Origin of the sequence: Mammaliicoccus sp. Q-M61, assembly GCF_022386055.1 — a bacterium.
Classification (GTDB): domain Bacteria; phylum Bacillota; class Bacilli; order Staphylococcales; family Staphylococcaceae; genus Mammaliicoccus; species Mammaliicoccus sciuri_A.
The window spans coordinates 99,082-121,395 of sequence record NZ_JAJNJL010000008.1; the positions used below are offsets into that span (position 1 = coordinate 99,082).

The window sequence follows — 22,314 nt, forward strand, 5'->3', positions numbered from 1 at the left end:
CTTATGAATGTGTTGATTGAAATTCTGAAATTAAATCGTATTCTTCATTTAATTTACGACTTAAATTGATATATATCGGAATTAACGATTGGTAAATATCGACATTCTCTTGATTAGGTTCATGTTGATATGTTTTACCGACCATTTTGTTTAAAACTTCAAAATCCTCTATTTCCCCAATAGCTTTTAATCCTAATATGCAAGCACCTAAACATGAACTTTCGTAACTTTCTGGTACCTCAACAGAAGTATCAAATATATCTGCCATCATTTGGCGCCATACTTCACTCTTAGCAAATCCACCTGTTGCTTTAATTTGTTCAGGCGCTTTATCCATCACTTCTATTAAAGCAAGATATACTGTATATAAATTAAGTAGAACGCCTTCTAACGCAGCACGTATCATATGTTCTTTTTTATGAGACAGTGTCAAACCAAAGTAACTACCTCTTGCATTTGCATTCCAAAGCGGTGCCCTTTCACCGGCTAAATATGGATGGAATAACAAACCATTTGCCCCAGGTTTTACTCTACTTGCAATCTTAGTTAAGACATCATATGAATCAACGCCGAGTCTTTTAGCTGTTTCAACTTCACTTGCTAACAATTCATCTCTTAACCATCTTAGAACGACACCACCGTTATTCACTGGTCCACCGATGCAATAATGATCTTCCGTTAATACGTAACAGAAGATTCTTCCTTTATCATCTGTCTTTGGTTTATCAATAATTGTTCTAATAGCACCGCTCGTCCCAATCGTTACGGCTACTTCTCCTTCACGATAACTATTAACACCTAAATTGGACAATACGCCATCTGAAGCGCCGATTACAATCGGTGTATCTTCATTGATACCCATAATATCAGCATAATTCTTTTTAACTTGCTTCATAATATGTGTTGTTGACACTAATTCTGGTAATTGCGTTTCATTAATTTCAAGTAAGTTTAAGACATCTTTATCCCAATTTAATGTATTTAAATTCATCATACCCGTCGCTGAACCAATTGAGTGGTCCATAACGTATGTTTCAAATAATTGATAGAATACATAAGTCTTAATATCTATCCATTTCTCAGTGTTCTTGAATATATCGGCATGTTCATGTTTTAACCAATAAATTTTTGATAATGGAGACATTGGATGAATGGGTGTACCCGTTCTTTTATATATTTCTAATCCGTTATGTTCATTATTTATCTTATCTGCGTATTCACTTGCTCTATTATCTGCCCAAGTGATACATTCCGTTAATGGCTGATTATTTTTATCCATTGCTATCAAGCTGTGCATGGCACTACTGAAACTTAATAATTTGATTTCTTCTGGCTTAGCGCCAACTTCTCTAATCACTTTTTTTACTGTAAATAGTACAGCGTCGAATATTTCTGCAGGACTTTCTTCTGCAACGCCGATTTCATGGGTCGTCATTGGATATTCTATATTATGTTTTTTCAAAAAGTTCCCTTCGCTATCATAAATAACAGCTTTAGTACTCGTTGTACCAATATCTACACCAATCATATATTTCATTACAAAATCCTACTTTCTATCTATATTAGTTTGAGAATTCCACAAGACATCAATTTGTTCATCAACGTCATCGAAATTTAAATGAAATGCTTCTTTCATTTTATTTCTATCTTTATTTTCAATCGCTTCAATATATACTTTATGGTTGTGTATCACTCTTTTGAAATCTTCAGGTTCATTTTGCATTCTTTTTCTCATTGAAATTAAAACTAAACATTCCATAACTGGCGTTAAATTGTGCCATATCATTTCAATGTATTGATGGTGAATAGCAGTGATCATTGATTCATGAAATAGTAAATCCAATCTCGTGAATTCATCTGCATCTTCAAATTCAACAGCTACAGTCATCATTTTTAATATTTTATTCAGCTGTTTAATCACTTCTTCATTATTTTCAACGAGTAATCTTTCAAATACAAATGACTCTAACATCAACCTAATGTCATATATTTCTTTTTGGTTTGCTTTAGATAACCCCATAACAACTGCTCCCATACGTTCTAATGATATAAGACCATCTTGTTGCAGGAGTTTAAGTGCATCTCTTACTGGTGATCGACTCACTTCAAATTGTTGAGCAATTTTATTTTCACTTAACTTATCGCCTTCTTCTATAATCTTACTTATAATTGCTAGCCTAAGTTCACTCGCTACTTGCTCTCCCGTTGAACGATGCTTTAACCATTCGCTTGGATAATGATAATGATGTTTCATAAAATACCTCCAAACTTCGTATACTTGTATACAAGTTATTGTAAACGTTTTCGAATTATTTGTAAACGGTTACTGCTTATTTTTTAAAATACAAAAAAAGAGTTCAGGATATTTTTTTATCCTAAACTCTCATAAATATAACGCTATTCTATTGATAATCTGTTTAATACAACTTCCCCTAATGCTTTACTCGCCGTTAATAAAGCATCTTCATTAACCACAAATTTCGGACTATGGTTAAAGTGCGCTTTTTCAATTCCATATGGTTTACATCCGACAAAGAAAAATGTACCTGGTATTTTTTCAAGATATATCGCAAAGTCTTCAGAACTCGTTAATTGTTCATGTTCTTTTAAGGATTCAAAATAATCACCTTGACTCGTTGCCAAAATATCTATTAAATAGTCTGTTTGTTTATAGTGATTAACTAGCGGAATACAATCTAATTCATATTTAAACTCACATTGAATATTAAAAGTATCTTCTAATCCTTTAATTAACTGTTCGATTTCATCATGGATTTGATGACCTATACGGCTTTCCATATATCTTACATCACCAGCTAATTCAACACTATCTTGGATTACATTTAATGAACCTAAACCATTAAATGAACTAATCGTAACGACGCCCATATCAAATGGATTCAACCTTCTTGATACAACAGTTTGTACATTCGTTACGAAAGTACTTGCTGCCATAATTGCATCATTCGCAAGGTGTGGACTTGATCCATGTCCACCTTTTCCTTTTACTTTAAGGTGAAATAATGATCGACCACCCATTGTAGGACCTTTCCTATATGAAATAACATCAGGTGTATAGTCAGGGAATAAATGAATACCATAGATTTCATCCACACCATTTAAATAACCTGACTGCATCATGTCAATTGCGCCACCTGGTGCTAACTCTTCGGCATGTTGATGAATAATCATAATCTTACCTGGTAAATGCGCTTTTAGTTCAATCAAACATTCCGCAAGTATTAACAAATATGCAGTATGTGCATCATGCCCGCAAGCATGCATCCAACCTTTATTTTTAGAACTAAATGGTAATCCCGTATCTTCAGTAATATTTAAAGCATCAAAGTCTGCTCGTAATGCAATTGTTCTTCCCGGTAAACTGCCTTCAATTTCTACAATCAGCCCGTAATTACCACCAATGCGTTTATGTATAACGACGTCTTTATTTTCATAAAACGCTTCTATATATTGTGATGTCTTCACTTCATTAAATGACGGTTCAGGATATTGATGTAAATATTGATAATGCTTAATCATATCTTGCTCTTTTTGTTCAAGCTTTTTGAATAGTAAACTACGTAACATAGATTCACCTCCTCAATTTCATAAAAAGTAACTACCACAAAATGTAGTAGCTACTTTTTTTCATTTTTATCTTTTAATTTATCTGGATGTTCATCAACTTTATCTTCTTTTTCAAATTTCGCTAATACGGCTGTTAGGAAAAATCCTAGTCCAGCTCCAATCATTAATGAACTTGGTGTACCGTGGAAAAAGAAACTTGCAACAATACATATTATACCAATAATGATATAATGTTTAATAAATTTTTTACCCAAAAATATCCCTCATTCTTATGTCTAATAATTTAAATTTAACATAGAAATGAGGGATAAACCATTAAATATTCTTATTTCTTATCATGTAATGATTGATACCTGTGAATACAGCAATACATGCTACAGATATCCAAATTTGTGATACTTTCATTGTGAGTAAACCTTGATTCAATATTTTAGGTAAAAAGTCTAAAGGATTATAATTCATCATTTTTGATAAATCTTCCCCTATTTCAGGAATAAAAATCAATGCATCAAAGATGTTAGGTAAAAATAATATTAATATGATGGCAGTAGTATAAACAACTGCTGATTTACCAGTTAATAAATTAAGGATATTTAATAATGTTCCGTAAAATAGCATGATAAGTAGAAATTCACCAAACATTTTGAAATAGTCCGATACACTTAATTCGCCTGCATCAATTATAGTTGATGCTAATAATGTAAATAGCGTACCTAAAATCGTAAATATAATAACAATGCCAATGATAGATAGTAACTTGCCATATAAATACTTCACTCTATTTGTTTTAGAATTTAAAAACAACTGAATCGTACCATACTGCATATCACGTACTATCGTTCTAATAGAGAACATTAATAATACGAGTCCTCCAAATACGAAGAACATAGCCAATACAACTTGTGCATCAAATGGTCCATCTAATGTTTTAACCGAAATCATGATGGCTATTCCTGGAAACAATGAAATAAGAAATCCTAAATAGCCTAATGGACTTTTAAATATTCTCGTTAAATCATATTTTACATGTTGGGCGATATTCATGATACTTCAACTCCTTTGTTAATATTAAAGTATTGATCTCTTAAAGTCGTTTTATTATTTTGAATAAACTTAGGATAAATATTTTTAGCGCTTAACGCTTTTAACACGTCTTGATAATCTTCTAGCGCTTCTACTGAAATAATCGATTCTTGTTTATTACTTGTTACTACTTTGTAATTCATCGTAAGAAGATTAAGTGCTTCATTATAGTTTGAATGATCAAAAATAAATTTAGTCACGTCTTTAGATTGAGCTTTCATATCATAATCTTCAACGATCGCACCATCTTTCATAAATACCGTTCTATCGCATATTAATTCAATATCTTCTAACTTATGACTTGAAATGAGTACTTTGATATTCAAATCTTTACTTACTTTTTCTAACGTTTTTAAGACGTCAATCGAACCGTCTGGATCCATCCCGTTTGTCGGTTCATCTAAAATCAAATATTGTGGTTTATTCATAAGCGCAACTGCAATAGATAGCTTCTGTTTCATACCCATTGAATATTTTTTTACTTTTTTGTCGATATAAGGCTTAATGCCAAATGACTCGATTAACAGATTTATATAATCATCATCTACATTGGTCCCTAATACCTTTCTAAAGAAGTTTAAATTATAATAGCCAGTTTTATTCAAATATAATTTAGGATTTTCAATTAAATAACCCACTTTGTCACTATTTTCTTTGTTAAAATTTCCTTCATACTTCATAATATTCTGGTTCATAATTTTCATTAATGTTGTTTTACCTACACCATTTTTACCAATCAATCCGACAATTTGGCTATCCCCAAAATCAAAGTCAATATTTTTGAGGATATGTTGCTTACCATAATACTTTTGTATATTATTTAATTTCACGATTATTCACCTCTCCTTTAAATTGTAATTGCATGCTTTCGTGCTTTATTAATTGAAATGATATAACTCACGATAAATAGAATGATGGAACAGCCTAAGAATATAGACATGTCGTGTGTCTTGAATATATGCGATTGTACTGAGAAGAATTTAAGCACATAATCTATAAACTGTATTGAGTTTGGTACAATCACCCCGACTATAATCATCCAAAATATAATAGGAATTTTGATCAATCTTTTATACTCAGCAAATGGCAAGATTAAACTAATCGTCAACAAATTCCCTGCAATACTTAAACACATGCCTGAAAGATCGTATGAAATTTTCATACCTGGTTCTTGTATTAAAAATGCTACAATCGTACATAAACCAAGTAGTAATTGTGTGAATAAAATAAATATTAATCCTGTTAAATAATGAGCATTAATTACTGTTGATTGCTTAACAGGTAAACTTAAAAATGTATATTCAGAATGATTTTTATTGATTTTATTAAATAGAAAATACATTGGTACTAAGAACACAATATGGATCATAACGACGAGTATGCCTAATATACCTATTTTAATAAAGCCATTAAGAGGTAATACGACTATTAATGGTAATAACAATGCTGTAACTAACATTAAATATAGGTATGATTTTGATAAAATTAAGTTTCTATATAAGATTGCCTTCATTTTATACCTCCATAAACCGTAATTTGATCTTGTTTAGCTAGTTTGATAGCTCTACTAAACTGAATCGACCATATGATTGCAACGATTAACAATATGATTGTTGGTGTATAGTATAGAAATATTTTCCAACCTAAAACTTCAGCAAATTGGCGAGTTCGATTCGAATATATACCAAAGTAAAACATTGTAAATATCCCATACATAGCAACTAATATCCAAGCACCGAATTGATTAATATTCAAATGTGCAAATGTTGGATAAACGATGCTTAACGTAAATAAGTTCGTTGCTACAATAAATAACCCAGCTTGAATAAATATTGTGTCTTGCTTTACGAATGCTATGACCATAATCATGATAAATGAAATACCTGTTACTAATAAATTATATAAATAATGCCCTCTTACAATATCAACTTTAGAAATTGGTAAACTCATATAAAAGATTTGACTGCTTTGTTTATTTAAAAATATCGCATGATTAATACTATGAACTGAAACGACTGCGACAAAATATACCGCTAATACATTCATGAGTTCTATACTTTGAAAAGACACAGTAAATTTCGTTAACAATACTAATCCGAAACAAATTAAATAAAGTAAGTAATACCCTTTCTCATATTGAAAGTTTCGGTAGAAAACAGCTTTCATTTATACCACTTCCTTATCGAATTGATCTTTCTCAATTCTTACCATGATATCCTCTATTGATGGCGTTTCAACGACTACTTCATTTCCAAATAACTCAACAAATACTGAACTTTGTCTTGTTAATCCTGAGAAACCTGTTTTCGTTTCTTTCACACTGATTAATAACGATCTTAATTCATCATCAAGTATAGATTGGTCTCCTTTAATAATTCGATAACCATCTGTTAAATCTTCTACACTTTCATTAATAACAATGGATCCATTTTTCAAATAGACAATATAATCAGCGATTTTCTCTAAATCTGAAATAATATGTGTCGAGAAAAAGATTGTTTTTTCTTCATCTATTAATTCTCTTTGTAAAATTTCAAGCACTTCATTACGTACGACTGGATCAAGTCCTGCAGTTGGTTCATCTAGAATGTAGAGTTCAGCATGGTGACTTAATGCGATTGCTAATGACAATTTCATTTTCATACCTGTTGAAAATTGCTTAATCTTTTGTTTATAAGGTAATTTAAATTCTTTAATATAACCTTGAAATATTTCGTGATCCCATTGTTTATAATATTTACTGATGACTTTCTCGATTGTTTTAATATTCCATTTTTCATACATATATAATTCAGAATAGACAAAGCCGATTTTATTTTTAATATCAACTGGGTTCTCACTTAAATATTCTCCAAGTATTTTTAAATCTCCACTTTGTTCTTTAAGTAGACCCATAATAATACGAATAATCGTTGTTTTACCTGCACCATTCGCACCAATAAATCCTGTTACATAACCTTTACGTACTTCAAAGTTAACATCTGATAATTTAAGATTTTTATGATTAAAATTTAGATTTTTAACTTCTATCGCATTGTCCATTTTATTCACCTTCCTCATAAATCAAATTAACGATTTCATTGAGTTCTTTAACATCCATTCCGATTAACTTTGCTTGTTTAGTTAAATCTCTTGCTAAATCCTCTATGACAATAAATTGTTTTTCTTTCATGATTGAGGGATCTTGTGATTTTACAAAAGTACCTTTCCCTCTTATCGTCGTGACAAATTGCTCTTGTTCTAAATCAACATAAGCACGTTTAGTTGTTATTAAACTGACGCCTAAATCACTTGCTAGCTCTCTCATAGAAGGTAATGAAGCACCCGGTTCTACTTTACCTTGTAATATTTGTGCTTTGATTTGTTCTTTAATCTGTTCATAAATTGGCTGATTACTATTATTTTGAAGTAGAATCTTCATGTTTAACCTCCCTCTCTTTAACTGTGTATAAACAGTATATACACTATATACATATTTGTCAAACTCATTTACTAAAAAGCTTATAAATCAATGTTCTTAGACACAAAAAAAACAGAGTGTGTATACTCATTGTATATACACACTCTGTTTGATTTTATTATTTTAAGTCATTGATTGCTTTAGCAATAGATTCAAATACATGTTCTATATCAGATTTTTCAATACAGCTAAATGCAATACGAATATCAGTTTTATTTAAAGCAATAATACCGATACTATACTTATCAATTAAATGTAATCTCAATTGCTCAGGATCTACATCTAACACTTTAAGTGCCATAAAGTAACCTGAATTAAATGCATATGGCGTCCATAATGATTTAAATTCATCACGATATGCGACTTCTTTCGTTACTTCATATCTTTCTTTTAGAATATTCACGTTATGATCAACTTGATCTTGGAAAGAAGGATCTTCCATTGCATGAATTATTGCAGTTTGGCTAGGTAAAGAACAACTTGATAAGTTACTTCTAATTAAACCTTTTAATTTAGCAACTAATACATCTTTAACAACTTCATTTTGACTACCAAATGTTAAGAAACCAACACGGAAGCCCCATGAGAAGTATTCTTTAGTTGCGCCATCAACTTTAACTGGCATAATATTTTCGTGATTTAACGCTGTTAATGCTGTAAAGACAGATTGTTTATAAACATCTTCAAAGAACAATCCATAATAAGCATCATCAACTAATGTAATCACTTGCGTACCTTTGTCAGCTAATTGTTTAATAGCTTCAACCATTTCTTTAACTTCTTCAACTACTGGTGTATAACCAGTTGGGTTATTTGGGAAGTTTAACACGAGAATAACTTTTTCTTTATTATATTGTTCTAAAGCATGTTTGAAATATTCTAAAGTGTAACTACCATCTTCTTCAAATGCTTTGTAAGTTTCAATGTTCGCACTATGTCTTACACCAAAAGCTAATTTATAGTTACCCCAGTTATGTTCAGGTAATAAAATTGTATCTTGGGCATCTACAAATAAATCTCCAGCTAAAGATAATCCATGTGTTAATGCGTTTGTTACGACTGGTTTAGAAATATCATCAGCACTTAAATCAGGATTGTCTTTTAAAATTTTCTGTTGCCATAATGTACGTAAACGTTCATCACCTTGTGGCGGTGCATATGGGAATATATCACTTGGATCTTGGTCACCAAATTGATTATATAAAGCATCTGTGTACATAATACCTTCATCAGTAGTTGCCATACCGATTGTTGCATTATACTTAGTACCTTTTGCTTCTCCAGATTGTGATAAAATACCCTTTGGATAATAAATAGATTTACCTAAATCGGAAAGCATATCTAATACAACAGGATATTCTTTTTTCAGTTGTTCATTTAATTCTAATGCTAGTGGGTTCATAGAAAGTCATCCTCTTTCATTGTTATGATACTTCTATACTAGACGAGAATTATGAAAATTAAAAGTGTGTTCACTAAATTTCATCATTTAATTTTAGAAAATCATCCCTTTTTGGATAACAAAGAAATAATTGATATAATAAATAAAGTAAAGGAGCAAAACATATGTCTACAATTACAAAAGTTCTCGTTGGGTTAGCTATAATCTGCTTAATTATCGGAATAGGCATTCAAATAAGCGGCAACTCAGGCATTCAATTTACATTCTCTTCAATATTATTTTTAATAGCCGCATTTATAAGTAGAAATGGCGACCGTAAAAAAGCTAATAAAAAGAAGTAAAAAATATAGAGACTGGAACATAAGGTAATGTCCTAGTCTCTATATTTATATTATGATTGCTTTGGTATTTTCCAATAATCATCTTTATTTTCTTTATCTAATACTTTCTTAAATCCTTTTGATTGATATGCCTCTTTTATATCTTTAACCCATTTAGCATCTTTATTTTTACTATCTACAACAACTTGTAAATATAAATCTTCTACTAAATCTTCTTTTAGAAGTCCTTTAGCTGGATCAACTTTCGAAGCGTAAACAATTGAACCTGGTATAACTGCATAATCAACTTCGTCTAAAATTCTAGGAATATTTACAGAATCCATCGTTTTAATATTAAGATTCATTGGATTATCAGAAATATTTTTCTTCGTGATTTTAATATCATTTTTATCTGCATTTAATTTAATCCATCCTGCTTTTTCTAATAAACGATACGCTCTAGCTGCATTTGATGGATCTTGTGGTATAGCTATTGTATCTCCCTTTTTAATACCTTTAAGATTTTTATTTTTATTAGAGAATATTTGTGCAGGCACAGTTGGTATTTTAGTAATATTCGTTAAATCAGCATCTCTTTCTTTATTAAACGTATCCATATACGCTTTATGTTGATCAACGTTAACATCCACACTACCTTCTTGCAAAGCAACATCAGCTTGAAGTAATTCTGTGAAGTCTTTATCTTTAACAGTATAACCTTTCTTCTCTAGTTCAGGTTTAATACCTTTCAAAAACAACTCACTATATGGTCCCGGTGATGTAGCAATAGTAATTTCCTTCTTTTCTTTGTCATCATTATTTCCACAAGCCGCTACCACAACTGATAAAATAAGTGTCAAAGCTAAAAATATGTATCTTTTCATAAAAAGTCCTCCCTCAATTCCGACTAAACTCATCTGTTTAATTATTATATTATCATTTAGTAATCTAAAGTCAATCAAATTTTTATATGTTAAACTCTCTTTAGGAGTGATGATTATGGCTTTATATCAAAAGTTAATTCAAACGAGCGCTGGTGAAATGTTAGCAATTGCTAATAATGAGTATTTATTAATGTTACATTTTACGAATAAGCCTTCGTTAGAAGAAGAATTACATATTGTACGTAAACAACTTAATTCAGAAATTAATGATGAAAGTAATCATGTTTTAGATAAACTTGAGGAAGAATTAGCTCTTTATTTTGAAGGTAATCTTTCTACTTTTACAACACCTATATATTTTAACTTTGGCACACCTTTTCAACAAAAAGTGTGGCGTGCTTTATGTGATATTCCGTTTGGCGAGACGATATCTTATAAGCAGTTAGCTGAAAATATCGGTAAACCTACTGCTTTTCGTGCTGTCGCTAATGCAAATGGTAAGAACTTTATTACGATTCTTGTACCTTGTCACCGTGTGATAGCTGCTGATGGATCAATTGGTGGATATTCTAGTGGCATAGAGCGTAAAGAAATCTTGCTTGATATTGAGAAAAATAAAAGTAACATCGGCTAATATTTTCAACCGATGTTACTTTTTTAATTTGTTATAAATGTTTAATCATATATTTGTAGTCATGTCCGCTTAGTTTTCGATCATATGATGGTTTAAAACCAAGTTTTTCATATAATTTCATTGCACCTTCATTATCAAATTCACAATTTAATGATACTTGCTTAAACCCTCTTTCTTTAGCTCGTACAAAAGCATCTTCTATAAGTTTAGAGGCAATACCTCTACCTCTATATTCTGAAAAGACCGCAACTGAATCAATATATAAATCACCATTATCCGCTTCTTGTTCAGGTAACGGCGTTCCTTCTAATTTAAATGAATCTTTAAATGCAATATTGTGCCAATTTTCTTCAAGTTGTTTTTCGTCACTGCCACTATAGCAATTAAGAAAGCCTGCTACTTCTCCATCGACTTCATATACTTGACTATGTTTATAATGGTTTCTATATTCACTTTCAACACTCGCTTGTTCAAGTAATCTTAAAACAGTTTCTTTATCATTTTGAACAACTAAAGGTAGCTCCATATCATGCCAAATCATAAACATTAACTCACTTAATTTTTTTGCATCTTCTTTAACAGCAGGTCTAATCATATTTTCTACTCCTTTAATACAAATTAGATTCATTTTAACATAAAAATCCCCTTTCCATATGGTTTAATAACATTTAGAAAGGGGATTATACATATCTCTTAGTTTGTAATGTCGGTTATATTCACCGAATTACATCATACCTGGCATTCCGCCCATGCCGCCCATATCTGGTGCTGCTGGTTCTTCTTCTGGAATGTCTGCTACTACTGCTTCAGTAGTTAAGAACATTGCAGCTACAGATGCTGCATTTTGTAGTGCTGAACGTGTAACTTTTGTTGGATCGACAATACCTGCGTCTAACATATTTACCCATTCGTCTGTTGCTGCATTGTAACCAATACCTTCGTCAGCGTTTTTAAGTTTTTCAACTATAATTGAGCCTTCTAAGCCAGCATTTTCAACGATTTGACGTAATGGTGCTTCAAGAGCTTTCAACACAATGTTCACACCAGTTTGTACATCGCCTTTTGCTTCAACTTCAGCTACTTTATTATAAATAGATACTAATGCTGTACCACCACCTGCTACAATACCTTCTTCAACTGCAGCGCGTGTAGAGTTTAAAGCATCTTCAATTCTTAATTTACGTTCTTTTAATTCTGTTTCAGTTGCAGCACCTACTTTAATAACTGCAACGCCACCTGCTAATTTAGCTAAGCGTTCTTGTAATTTCGTACGATCAAAGTCTGAAGTTGTTTCTTCAATTTGAGCTTTAATTTGACCAACACGAGCGTCGATGTTTACTGAGTCACCTTGTCCTTCAACAATTGTAGTGTCGTCTTTAGTAACTTGAACTTTACCTGCTTCACCAAGCATATCTAAAGTTGTTTCTTTTAAGTCTAAACCTAAGTCATCAGTAATCACTTGACCACCAGTTAAAATTGCTAAGTCATCTAACATAGCTTTACGACGGTCACCAAATCCAGGCGCTTTAACTGCTACTGCTGTGAATGTACCACGTAATCTGTTTAATACTAAGTTTGTTAATGCATCTCCATCAACATCATCAGCAACAATTAAAATTGGTCTATTTGTTTGTAAGATTTTTTCTAAGATAGGTAAAATATCTTGGAATGAAGAAATCTTTTTATCTGTAATTAAGATGTAAGGATTTTCTAATTCAGCAGTCATCTTGTCTGAATCTGTCACCATGTATGGAGAAGTATATCCTCTATCAAATTGCATACCTTCAACAACTTCTAATTCTGTGCTGAATCCTTTAGATTCTTCAATTGTAATAACACCGTCATTACCTACTTTTTCCATTGCTTCTGAAATAAATTTACCAATTTCTTCATCAGCAGCAGAAATAGAACCAACTTGTGCAATTTCTTCTTTTTTCTCAACTGGTTGTGAGATATTGTGTAATTCTTCTAAAGCTACTTTAACTGCTTTATCAATACCTTCACGAATACCAACTGGATTTGCACCACTTGTTACGTTTTTTAAACCTTCTTGAATCATCGCTTGAGCTAAGACAGTTGCTGTAGTTGTACCGTCACCTGCAACATCATTTGTTTGGTTCGCAACTTCTGCAACTAATTTAGCACCCATATTCTCATATGGATCTTGTAATTCAATTTCTTTAGCGATTGTAACACCATCATTTGTGATTAATGGTGAAGTGAATTTTTTATCTAAAACGACGTTACGTCCTTTAGGTCCTAAAGTTACTTTAACTGCATTTGCTAATTTATCAACACCAGCAAGCATAGAACGTCTAGCGTCTTCTGAAAATTTTAGTTCTTTAGCCATTTATAAAAACCTCCATAAAATATCTTCAAAAATATTATCTAAATTATTCAATAACTGCTAAAATGTCATCTTCTGAAAGGATAATATATGTTTCTTTATCACGTTTAACTTCTGTTCCTGCGTATTGTTGATATACAACTTGATCACCTACAGCAACATCTACAGTAAGTCTTGTACCATCTTCTAGACGCTTACCTGGTCCAACAGCAACAACTTTTCCTTCGTTAGACGATTCTTTAGCTGAATCTGTCAATACAATCCCGCTAGCTGTAGTTTGTTCTGTTTCTGTTTTCTCAATAATAATTCTATCTCCCAATGGTTTTAACATTTATAAAATCCTCCTTGGCGCTAATAATGTTAGCACTCTTTATACTTAAGTGCTAACTACATTTTTATAATAATCAAATTTGGTCAAAATTACAAGCAATATAACTTAAATTTTTCTCTTTTTCTGCTAAATAAGGTACAATGTTTACATGTTTATTTTTGGAGGAATTGAAAATGCAATTTAATCGATTAACTGTTAATATTGCTACCCTATTACTATTTGGTGTTGTACAAACAATCGCAATTATTCCAAATAGTTTATACGCTGATTCAGGATTATCTAAAGTCACAAGATTAGAAATCAGCTTAACATGGATGGCAACAACAGCTATCATTACTGTTTTATTATTATGGTATATGAACTCAAATATTAAAAATCCAACTCGATTAGAACAACAGAAGAAAGAACCATGGGTATACGTGATTTTCTGGTGTGTTGCAGGTATTATAATGGCCATGCTTGGACAAATCATCGCCGCTTTGATTAATACATATATATTTAATCAACCAGTAGAAAGTGGTAATACTCAAAATCTCATGAAGATTGCACAACAATCACATATATTAATCGTTTATATCGTATTAGCAGGTCCAATATTAGAAGAATTAATATTCCGTAAATTAATTTTCGGAGAAATATACAATATGATTAAAGCACCTAAGTGGTTAAGCTTTATCGTAGCAGTATTAGTCAGTTCTTTTATTTTCTCATTAGCACATTCAGATCCAGAACATACATTAATATATGTTGTAATGGGAACTGTATTTAGCGGCCTTTATGTATTAACGAAACGTATCATCGTACCAATGGTTGCACATATGGGAATGAACGGAATAGTTGTTTTAGGACAAATTGTATTTAAAGATCAAGTAAACGAACAATTAGAGAAACAATCTCAAATTTCACAACTGATTTATCATACAATCTTAAGCATGTATAGCTAAGTGTAAATAAATAAGCATATCACCGAACTGATGAACTCAGTCTTAAGTGATATGCTTATTTTTTTGTATTTGGAGGGCGGCTAACTTCCATTATTCTGAATTCTGGTAATTAGAACGTTGTAACTTCCATTATTCTGAATTGTGGTAATTAGAACACTGTAACTTCCATTATTCCGAATTGTGGTTGTTAGAACGCTGTAACTTCCATTATTCTGAATTCTGGTAATTAGATGCGCGCTCATATAGAGACATTTCTCCAAATTCTGTCCCTAACAACACCTCTTACGGACATTTCTCGGAATTATGTCCCTAACGACACTTCTTACGGACATTTCTCAGAATTCTGTCCCTAACGACCTCTCTTACGGACATTTCTCGGAATTCTGTCCCTAACATATTCTAATATTGTTTAACGCCCCATAATACTTCTTCACATTTTTTAATAATGTATTTGATAACTTCGATTCTAGCTGATTTTTTATTGTCAGCTGGTACGACAAGCCATGGTGCATGATCTGTGTTTGTTAATTTAATCATATCATGACTTGCTTCGATATATTGATCCCATTTTTCTCTATTTCGCCAATCTTCGTCTGTAATTTTCCATTGTTTTTCTGGTGTTTCTTCTCTTTCTTTAAATCTTCTTAATTGTTCATCTTTATCTAAAGTTAAGAAGAATTTTAGAATAATTGCACCTTCGTCTGTCCACATTTTCTCAAATTGATTGATTTCTTCATAGGCACGTTTCCATTCTTTTTTAGTAGCAAATCCTTCTACTCTTTCTACCAATACTCTTCCATACCAGCTTCTATCGAATATTTCAATATGTCCGCTTCTAGGCATATCTTTAGCAAATCTCCATAAGTAATGATGATTCAACTCAACGTCTGTTGGGGCACTTATTGCATTTACTTCATAACCGGTTGGATCTAATTTTTCTCTAACTCTTTTAATATTGCCACCTTTACCGGCTGCATCCATACCTTCGTACACTAATATTAACGGAATTTTTCTTTCGTATAATGCAAATTGCAATTCTTTCAGTCTATCTTGTAAGTCACCAATAAGTGATTTATATGTCTTTTTACTTACTTTATCTATAGATTGATCAAATAGGTCTGTTTTAAACTCTTCCGTAAAATCGCCATCAATTACTTTGTCTTTCTTTTTATGTAGTCTAATCGCGTTGTTCAATCGATCGATGATATGTTTATACATCAAATTGATAGCTTCTTCTCTTTCAGTATAATCAATGATTTCCCATTCATCAGGTGATGCTTTAAGTATTTTATGCATTTCTTTATGATATACATCATCATTAATGGCACTTTCATATTCTTGTGCTTTCCAACTTGTTAATGGATTTTCTTTCATTTCTTTTAAATGTTCTTTTCTCTTTTTATCGCTAATCTCAATATAAAACTTAATAATTTCGTAGCCATCATCTTGGACCATAGCTTCAAAGTCTTTGATTTGTCTGCGTAAAGCATGATATTTATTGTATATAGAATGCTTTATTTTGTTTGCTTGATATTCTATATAATATGCATACCAACTTCTAAAATAAATATTGATATCACCTTTTGAAGGTAAACTGTTCCAATACTTCTGTAAAAATTGATATCTTAGATCGTCTTCTGAAGGTGATTTCATCGGTACAAAGTGTGTGTATTTAGCATCAAGTGTTAAAAGAAGTTCATTTGATAGTCTCGTCTTACCTGATGCGGGAACACCTTCAAATACAATCATGATAGGAATTCCAAGTTCTTTTGTCTTCCTCGTTAATGCTGCTACTTCTAAAGATAATTGTTCATTATTTTTAGTCATTTATATACACCTCTTTTCATTTCATATTATATGCTTTTACCTTTATTTTCGCAATTTTCAATAAAATTATAACAAAGAAATGTTATAATAAATTTATTAAGGGAGGTTTTAACATGACGTTAACTTTTAAAGATTATCAATATGAACAAATCAATATTGAAGAAAAAGAAAAACAAACCAAATCATTATTAAATGAATTCGATAATGCAGAAACGGTCGATCAAGCAATTGAGGCGATTAATGAAATTAATAAGATTAGAAACCATACAGATACGCATTATAACCTAGCTTACATAAGAGCATCTATCGATACAAATGATGAATATTATAATAAAGAAAGAGATTTCTTTGATGAAACAATGCCTAAAATACAACATTTAGACCACTTATTCTATCAATCTTTATTAAAATCTAAATTTAAAAATGATTTAATTGAGCATTTTGGACAACAACTATTTTCTTTAGCAGAAGTTGCTCTCAATACATATAATCCTTCTATTAATGACTTACTTGTTAAAGAAAATAAATTAGTAAGCGAATATGATAAATTAATTGCTTCAGCAGATATTGAATATAACGGCGAACATTTGAACTTATCACAATTCAGTAAGTACTTAATCAATGAAGATAGAGAAATTAGAAAAGATGCTTTTAAAGCAAGAGAACAGTTTTTTGCAGATCATCTAGAGGATTTAGATCGTATATATGATGATCTTGTAAAAACAAGACATGAAATAGCTTTAAAATTAGGATACGAGAACTTTGTTCAACTTGGCTATGATAGAATGCAAAGAATTGGATACGACGCAAATGATGTAAAAATTTTTAGAGAGCAAGTTAAAGAACATGTCGTACCTATTACTGAAGACATCAAATCACAGCATGCAAAACGTATTGGCGTTGACAGTTTAAAAGCTTACGATAATAATTTCACTTTTAAAACGGGATCGCCTAAACCACAAATATCAACAGAGGAAATCGTGAAAAATGCTAAAAAAATGTACCATGAACGTTCTAAAGAAACTGGTCATTTTATAGATTTTATGATTGATAAACAATTATTTGATTTAGAAGCTAAAAAAGGAAAAGAAAGTGGTGGATATTGTACAATCATAAATGATTTTAAATCACCATTCATTTTCGCAAACTTTAATGGCACACAAGGTGATATTGAAGTTATGACACATGAAGCTGGACATGCTTTCCAAGTATATGAAAGCTTGAAGTATTCTGTTCCAGAATATTACTTCCCTACATCAGAGGCATGTGAAATTCATTCAATGAGTATGGAATATTTAACTTATCCATGGATGTCATTATTTTTCAAACAAGATACGGATAAATTTAAATTAGCACACTTAGAAGACAATATTAAATTCTTACCATATGGTGTAGCAGTGGATGAATTCCAACACTTTGTTTATGAGAACCCAGACATTTCTTCAGAAGAACGAAGAAAAGCTTGGTCAGATTTAGAAAATAAATACTTCCCAAGTGTAGACTATGACAATATTCAACATCTTGAAAATGGTGCATTCTGGCATAGACAAGGTCATATTTTTGCATCACCATTTTATTATATTGATTATACATTAGCGACAATTTGTGCAATGCAATTTTTCATTAAACAAGAAGCTGATCCAGATCAAGCATGGTCTGATTACTTAAAAATATGTCAAATCGGCGGTTCACAATCATTTATTGATATTATGGCATCTGTTCAGTTACAATCTCCATTTGAAGAAGGTACTGTAAAATCCATTATAGAAACATTATACAAAGCAACACAGAATATTGATCAAAGTGAATTTTAATAAAAAGGTGGGAGCTGGACAGAAGTCTACTTCCAAGATACTAGAAGAGACTGAGACATTACATTATGTGCCAGTCTCTTTTATTTGGAAAAATCAATATTAGTGGGAGTTTCTATATTGCTTGTTTGGTGTGTCTTGCAAAATACAGAGCTTCTATGTTGCTTGTTTGGTGTGTCTTGTCTATGTTGCTAGTTTGGTATGTCTTGCAACATACGGAATCTCTATGTTGCTAGTTTTGTGTGTCTTGCAACATACAGGAGTTCTATGTTGCTTGTTTGGTATGTCTTGCAACATACAGGAGTTCTATGTTGCTTGTTTGATGTGTCTTGATAAATACAACGCTCCTATTTATCTTGTTTGGGTAGTCTTGATAAATACAATGCCCCTATTTATCTTGTTTTACCAGTCTTGATAAATACAAAGTGGCTATTTATCTTGTTTGGGCAGTCTTGATAAATACAATGCCCCTATTTATCTTGTTTTACCAGTCTTGATAAATAGAAAGCGGCTATTTATCTTGTTTGGGCAGTCTTGATAAATACAAAGGCCATATTTATCTTGTTTCACTAGTCTTGATAAATACAAAGTCCATATTTATCTTGTTTCGCCTGTCTTGATAAATACAAGGACCTCCAACATTGCTTGTCACAACTCACTTGCAATATTCAGCCTCTCAACATTGCTTGTCACGCCCCACTTGCAATATTCAGACCTCCAACATTGCTTGTCACGCTCCACTTGCAATATTCAGACCTCCAACATTGCTTGTCACGCCTCACTTGCAATGTTCAGCCTCCCTATTTCTAAAAATATGAAAAAGAGTCTAGAACATTTCTGTCCCAGACTCACTTATACTTTTATTATATTTATGATTTTGAAAATCTTCGCATTATGAATAATATGATGGCTCCTAATGCTAGTACAATTGCGATTGAAATACCAATGATGAATGGTTTAGAAATACCTTTGTCGTCAGAAGCTGTTTCAAAACTTTCTGTCGTTGTTTGAGTTGTTTCTGTTTTAGTATCATCATCATCTACAGAAGTTGTTTCCGTCGTTTTATTAGTCTTTTTAAATTTTGGCTGTGCTAAATCAGGTCTACTACCAACTTTACTTGTTACGAGCGCTAGTACATCTTCATCCAATTTACTATAATACGCTTCTGAATGGCCAGGTATAAATTTAGGCGCCTTTTCATCAGTGTATTGCGGATTGTAATATCCATCCCCTACTTCATTTGTATTTGGATATGCTGGCATTGTTTGTTTGTATTGATTTACATTTTGTTCGTTATTGGTATTTGAATTTGGTTCATTAGTTTTAGGTTCTTCAGAAGATGGTTTTCCACTATTGGATTGGTTCGGTGGTGGTACTTGATGATTGTTATCATTACTTGAAGGTTCTTCAGTGCTCGGTTTTTCACCAGACTTTGGTTCAGTACTTGGCTCTTCAGTTGTTGGTTCCTCTGAAGTTGGTTTATCATCAGTCTTTGGCTCTTCAGTACTTGGCTCTTCTGTTGTTGGTTTATCATCTGTTTTTGGCTCTTCAGTGCTCGGTTCTTCTGTTGATGGCTCCTCTGTACTAGGCTTTTCATCAGTCTTCGGTTCTTCTGTACTTGGTTTCTGATCTGATTTCGGCTCTGTACTTGGTTCTTCTGTTGTTGGTTCTTCTTTACTTGGCTTTTCATCTGATTTTTGTTCAGACTTTTTATCTCTAGTAGGTTCTTCTGATGACTGTTCCTCAGTGCTTGAATCTTCTTCTGACTTCGGTTCAGTAGTTGTTTCCTCAGTTTTACTATTTTGTTCGCTATTTGAATCAGTTTCTTTGGATTGCTGTGCTTCTATATTTTGATTCGATTGTTCTTGAGTTGTGTTCGGAGAAGTATCTTTTGTACTAGATTCATTGCTTTCTATTGCATCTGTATTATTCCCGTGTGCTACTCCAAATGCCATAGAAGATAATAGTAATGTTGAAATCATAGCATTTTTAAATATCTTCATAAAAATTCTTCCCCTCCTCTACATTAATTAATAGTTAAAGTATAAAGGAATGTTTCTTTGTTTTCTATGCTTGAACGCCATATGTTACACAGAATTAATATTTTGTAATAACTTATTCATATTTCTTACAATTTACTGATATTAAAATAAACACTTGCTGTATCAGAACAACAAGTGTTTTTGATTCATTTAATTATTTAGTTGTAAGTCATATTTCGTAAACTTCAAGTAAACTTGGCCAGACTCTGTAGAAGTTCTGAAATTAACAGCATCTTCATCAGGGAATATTCTCGTTGTTAATACTTTTTCACCATCGTTAACGAAAATTTCTAAACTAGATGTATCGCTATAAATTCTCAGTTCTTTTAAGTCGTTATCTAACGTTGTTGTACGAGTTGTCTTCTCAACCGCTTCACTCACAATACCACTTTCAAATCGATCTAAAGTAAGTTGTTTAGAACGTGTATTATAAATAATTTGTGTTGAACATTTTTTAGAAACTCTTAAATCAAAGTATATTTCGCTAGCTTCATTCTCTAAAATCTCAATCATTAATTCAAATTGTTTACCTTCATATGGGTGAAGTTTAACTGAATGCTTATTAGCATAACCTTCAGCAGTTTCTTTATTTGTTCTTAATTTTTCTAGTGCTTTTAAAGGTCTTTGTTTCAGTTTGCCTTCTTCAATTGTTAATACTCTTGGAATCGTTAAACAATGTGCCCAACCTTCTTCATCTGTAGCATAATCTATTTCAGGAAGTCCCATCCAACCAATTAAAATTCTATCACCATGTTCATCTAAAAATGTTTGTGGTGCATAAAAGTCAAATCCTTGGTCTAATTCAACAAAGTCTTGGTGGTCAAACTTCAACGTATCTATATCAAAATCACCAATTAAATAACCAGATTGATAGATGTTCTCGAATTGGTTATTTTCCGCTTCAATACCTTGAGGTGAAAAGATAAATACATCTTTATCATTTAACTTAAATAAATCTGGACATTCCCACATATAACCGAAGTTTTGCAGTTGTGTTTCAATCTCCCCTTTAAAGTTCCAATCTTGAATATTTTCAGATTCATATATAACAGCCGTACCTGTTTCATTCTCTCTTTGAATCCCAAATATTGCGTAGTACTTTCCGTTCTCAAACCATACTTTAGGGTCTCTAAAATGTTCAGTATATCCTTCTGGTTTGTTTGGAATAGCTGGTTGATCAAACTTTTTAAAAGTACCATCTTCCAATTGTTCAGCAATCATTTGGACAGATTTACGATCCCAATTTTCATTACGCACATTTCCCGTATACATTAAATATAACTTACCATCATAATCAAAGGCACTACCCGAATATACACCGTGACTATCATACTCTGTATCAGGCGCTAAAGCGATTCCCTCATCTTTATATTCTAATAAATCTTTACTTGTATAATGATACCAATACTTCAAACCATGTACTGCGCCAAGCGGAAACCATTGATGAAATATATGATAAACGCCATTATGATAAACCAAACCATTTGGATCATTTAACAATCCTGTTTTTGGTTGAATATGAAAAGTTTGACGCCATTTTGACGCATTCACTTTATCTATTAATTCATTATATTCTTCATCAGATATGTCTGATAATTTTTTATATCTTTCTTCTCGTGTCCATTTTACCATTATCATTCT

The 22,314-nt window shown here is 31.7% G+C and carries 22 protein-coding genes; 4 read left to right on the forward strand and 18 right to left on the reverse strand.

Features of this window, described 5'->3' with window-relative positions; all coding sequences use genetic code 11:
* Position 1: 1 nt before the first annotated feature.
* The 11 genes from gntK to LQ677_RS10915 form a co-directional block, all read right to left on the reverse strand.
* Positions 2 to 1,537, reverse strand: coding sequence for a gluconokinase (gntK, locus tag LQ677_RS10865; RefSeq protein ID WP_198471943.1), 1,536 nt, complete (start codon positions 1,535 to 1,537; stop codon positions 2 to 4).
* A gap of 9 nt (positions 1,538 to 1,546) precedes the next feature.
* Complete coding sequence (locus tag LQ677_RS10870; protein ID WP_037589561.1) at positions 1,547 to 2,254, reverse strand: GntR family transcriptional regulator; 708 nt, start codon at positions 2,252 to 2,254, stop codon at positions 1,547 to 1,549.
* Between the two features lie 143 nt (positions 2,255 to 2,397).
* Positions 2,398 to 3,588, reverse strand: a complete 1,191-nt coding sequence (locus LQ677_RS10875) for an amidohydrolase (protein ID WP_198471942.1) — start codon at positions 3,586 to 3,588, stop codon at positions 2,398 to 2,400.
* A 50-nt stretch (positions 3,589 to 3,638) separates the two neighbouring features.
* Positions 3,639 to 3,842, reverse strand: a complete 204-nt coding sequence (locus LQ677_RS10880) for a hypothetical protein (RefSeq protein WP_025905081.1) — start codon at positions 3,840 to 3,842, stop codon at positions 3,639 to 3,641.
* 61 nt (positions 3,843 to 3,903) lie between these two features.
* Complete coding sequence (locus tag LQ677_RS10885) at positions 3,904 to 4,632, reverse strand: ABC transporter permease subunit (protein ID WP_204253045.1); 729 nt, start codon at positions 4,630 to 4,632, stop codon at positions 3,904 to 3,906.
* The gene (gene pmtC / locus LQ677_RS10890) at positions 4,629 to 5,501 is read right to left on the reverse strand and encodes a phenol-soluble modulin export ABC transporter ATP-binding protein PmtC (protein ID WP_239748823.1); all 873 of its coding nucleotides are present in this window, start codon (positions 5,499 to 5,501) and stop codon (positions 4,629 to 4,631) included. Before pmtC ends, LQ677_RS10885 begins: the two co-directional genes overlap by 4 nt.
* Before the next feature lie 17 nt (positions 5,502 to 5,518).
* Positions 5,519 to 6,184, reverse strand: coding sequence for a phenol-soluble modulin export ABC transporter permease subunit PmtB (gene pmtB / locus LQ677_RS10895; protein WP_239748824.1), 666 nt, complete (start codon positions 6,182 to 6,184; stop codon positions 5,519 to 5,521).
* Positions 6,181 to 6,837, reverse strand: coding sequence for an ABC-2 transporter permease (locus LQ677_RS10900; protein WP_239748825.1), 657 nt, complete (start codon positions 6,835 to 6,837; stop codon positions 6,181 to 6,183). The genes pmtB and LQ677_RS10900 overlap by 4 nt, the downstream gene beginning before the upstream one ends.
* The gene (gene pmtA / locus LQ677_RS10905) at positions 6,838 to 7,713 is read right to left on the reverse strand and encodes a phenol-soluble modulin export ABC transporter ATP-binding protein PmtA (RefSeq protein WP_159315385.1); all 876 of its coding nucleotides are present in this window, start codon (positions 7,711 to 7,713) and stop codon (positions 6,838 to 6,840) included.
* 1 nt (position 7,714) lies between these two features.
* Entirely contained in the window at positions 7,715 to 8,092 is a 378-nt protein-coding gene (gene pmtR, locus LQ677_RS10910) for a PSM export ABC transporter transcriptional regulator PmtR (protein ID WP_025905075.1), read from the reverse strand.
* A gap of 157 nt (positions 8,093 to 8,249) precedes the next feature.
* Entirely contained in the window at positions 8,250 to 9,533 is a 1,284-nt protein-coding gene (locus tag LQ677_RS10915) for an aminotransferase class I/II-fold pyridoxal phosphate-dependent enzyme (RefSeq protein WP_206166846.1), read from the reverse strand.
* Positions 9,534 to 9,697: 164 nt separating this feature from the next.
* On the opposite strand from LQ677_RS10915, the gene LQ677_RS10920 reads away from it, so the two are divergent.
* A complete protein-coding gene (locus LQ677_RS10920) occupies positions 9,698 to 9,874 on the forward strand; it encodes a hypothetical protein (protein WP_239748826.1) in 177 nt (58 codons plus the stop codon).
* 50 nt (positions 9,875 to 9,924) lie between these two features.
* Here the strand turns inward: LQ677_RS10920 and LQ677_RS10925 are convergent, their stop codons facing one another.
* On the reverse strand, positions 9,925 to 10,737 hold the full coding sequence (locus LQ677_RS10925; protein WP_239748827.1) for a MetQ/NlpA family ABC transporter substrate-binding protein: 813 nt from the start codon (positions 10,735 to 10,737) through the stop codon (positions 9,925 to 9,927).
* A 115-nt stretch (positions 10,738 to 10,852) separates the two neighbouring features.
* Here LQ677_RS10925 and LQ677_RS10930 point away from each other — a divergent pair, with 115 nt between their 5' ends.
* Positions 10,853 to 11,371, forward strand: a complete 519-nt coding sequence (locus LQ677_RS10930; protein ID WP_239748828.1) for a methylated-DNA--[protein]-cysteine S-methyltransferase — start codon at positions 10,853 to 10,855, stop codon at positions 11,369 to 11,371.
* A 31-nt stretch (positions 11,372 to 11,402) separates the two neighbouring features.
* Here LQ677_RS10930 and LQ677_RS10935 read toward each other — a convergent pair whose 3' ends face one another.
* The 3 genes from LQ677_RS10935 to groES form a co-directional block, all read right to left on the reverse strand.
* Positions 11,403 to 11,966 (reverse strand): GNAT family N-acetyltransferase, encoded by a 564-nt coding sequence (locus tag LQ677_RS10935; RefSeq protein ID WP_196307705.1) that lies wholly within the window; start codon positions 11,964 to 11,966, stop codon positions 11,403 to 11,405.
* Positions 11,967 to 12,095: 129 nt separating this feature from the next.
* Positions 12,096 to 13,721: a chaperonin GroEL gene (gene groL / locus LQ677_RS10940; protein WP_037589599.1), complete on the reverse strand. Its 1,626-nt coding sequence runs from the start codon at positions 13,719 to 13,721 to the stop codon at positions 12,096 to 12,098.
* A 43-nt stretch (positions 13,722 to 13,764) separates the two neighbouring features.
* Positions 13,765 to 14,049, reverse strand: coding sequence for a co-chaperone GroES (gene groES / locus LQ677_RS10945; RefSeq protein WP_025905068.1), 285 nt, complete (start codon positions 14,047 to 14,049; stop codon positions 13,765 to 13,767).
* A gap of 173 nt (positions 14,050 to 14,222) precedes the next feature.
* Here groES and mroQ point away from each other — a divergent pair, with 173 nt between their 5' ends.
* The gene (gene mroQ, locus LQ677_RS10950; protein ID WP_025905067.1) at positions 14,223 to 14,993 is read left to right on the forward strand and encodes an intramembrane glutamic endopeptidase MroQ; all 771 of its coding nucleotides are present in this window, start codon (positions 14,223 to 14,225) and stop codon (positions 14,991 to 14,993) included.
* 399 nt (positions 14,994 to 15,392) lie between these two features.
* On the opposite strand, the gene LQ677_RS10955 is transcribed toward mroQ, so the two are convergent.
* A complete protein-coding gene (locus LQ677_RS10955) occupies positions 15,393 to 16,820 on the reverse strand; it encodes a phosphate--AMP phosphotransferase (RefSeq protein WP_204188886.1) in 1,428 nt (475 codons plus the stop codon).
* Between the two features lie 113 nt (positions 16,821 to 16,933).
* On the opposite strand from LQ677_RS10955, the gene LQ677_RS10960 reads away from it, so the two are divergent.
* On the forward strand, positions 16,934 to 18,634 hold the full coding sequence (locus LQ677_RS10960) for a M3 family oligoendopeptidase (RefSeq protein WP_239748829.1): 1,701 nt from the start codon (positions 16,934 to 16,936) through the stop codon (positions 18,632 to 18,634).
* Positions 18,635 to 19,500: 866 nt separating this feature from the next.
* Here LQ677_RS10960 and LQ677_RS10965 read toward each other — a convergent pair.
* Complete coding sequence (locus LQ677_RS10965; protein WP_204188884.1) at positions 19,501 to 20,634, reverse strand: SdrH family protein; 1,134 nt, start codon at positions 20,632 to 20,634, stop codon at positions 19,501 to 19,503.
* Between the two features lie 189 nt (positions 20,635 to 20,823).
* On the reverse strand, positions 20,824 to 22,305 hold the full coding sequence (locus tag LQ677_RS10970) for a glycoside hydrolase family 32 protein (protein ID WP_239748830.1): 1,482 nt from the start codon (positions 22,303 to 22,305) through the stop codon (positions 20,824 to 20,826).
* Positions 22,306 to 22,314: the final 9 nt, after the last annotated feature.

Coding starts and splice junctions, on each gene's coding strand:
- LQ677_RS10930 (WP_239748828.1), top strand. CDS start 10,853: ATGGCTTTATATCAAAAGTTAATTCAAACGAGCGCTGGTGAAATGTTA.
- LQ677_RS10920 (WP_239748826.1), top strand. CDS start 9,698: ATGTCTACAATTACAAAAGTTCTCGTTGGGTTAGCTATAATCTGCTTA.
- LQ677_RS10925 (WP_239748827.1), bottom strand. CDS start 10,737: ATGAAAAGATACATATTTTTAGCTTTGACACTTATTTTATCAGTTGTG.
- LQ677_RS10900 (WP_239748825.1), bottom strand. CDS start 6,837: ATGAAAGCTGTTTTCTACCGAAACTTTCAATATGAGAAAGGGTATTAC.
- mroQ (WP_025905067.1), top strand. CDS start 14,223: ATGCAATTTAATCGATTAACTGTTAATATTGCTACCCTATTACTATTT.
- LQ677_RS10875 (WP_198471942.1), bottom strand. CDS start 3,588: ATGTTACGTAGTTTACTATTCAAAAAGCTTGAACAAAAAGAGCAAGAT.
- groES (WP_025905068.1), bottom strand. CDS start 14,049: ATGTTAAAACCATTGGGAGATAGAATTATTATTGAGAAAACAGAAACA.
- LQ677_RS10965 (WP_204188884.1), bottom strand. CDS start 20,634: ATGAAGATATTTAAAAATGCTATGATTTCAACATTACTATTATCTTCT.
- pmtB (WP_239748824.1), bottom strand. CDS start 6,184: ATGAAGGCAATCTTATATAGAAACTTAATTTTATCAAAATCATACCTA.
- LQ677_RS10885 (WP_204253045.1), bottom strand. CDS start 4,632: ATGAATATCGCCCAACATGTAAAATATGATTTAACGAGAATATTTAAA.
- groL (WP_037589599.1), bottom strand. CDS start 13,721: ATGGCTAAAGAACTAAAATTTTCAGAAGACGCTAGACGTTCTATGCTT.
- LQ677_RS10960 (WP_239748829.1), top strand. CDS start 16,934: ATGACGTTAACTTTTAAAGATTATCAATATGAACAAATCAATATTGAA.
- pmtA (WP_159315385.1), bottom strand. CDS start 7,713: ATGGACAATGCGATAGAAGTTAAAAATCTAAATTTTAATCATAAAAAT.
- pmtR (WP_025905075.1), bottom strand. CDS start 8,092: ATGAAGATTCTACTTCAAAATAATAGTAATCAGCCAATTTATGAACAG.
- LQ677_RS10915 (WP_206166846.1), bottom strand. CDS start 9,533: ATGAACCCACTAGCATTAGAATTAAATGAACAACTGAAAAAAGAATAT.
- gntK (WP_198471943.1), bottom strand. CDS start 1,537: ATGAAATATATGATTGGTGTAGATATTGGTACAACGAGTACTAAAGCT.
- LQ677_RS10970 (WP_239748830.1), bottom strand. CDS start 22,305: ATGGTAAAATGGACACGAGAAGAAAGATATAAAAAATTATCAGACATA.
- LQ677_RS10955 (WP_204188886.1), bottom strand. CDS start 16,820: ATGACTAAAAATAATGAACAATTATCTTTAGAAGTAGCAGCATTAACG.
- LQ677_RS10935 (WP_196307705.1), bottom strand. CDS start 11,966: ATGATTAGACCTGCTGTTAAAGAAGATGCAAAAAAATTAAGTGAGTTA.
- LQ677_RS10870 (WP_037589561.1), bottom strand. CDS start 2,254: ATGAAACATCATTATCATTATCCAAGCGAATGGTTAAAGCATCGTTCA.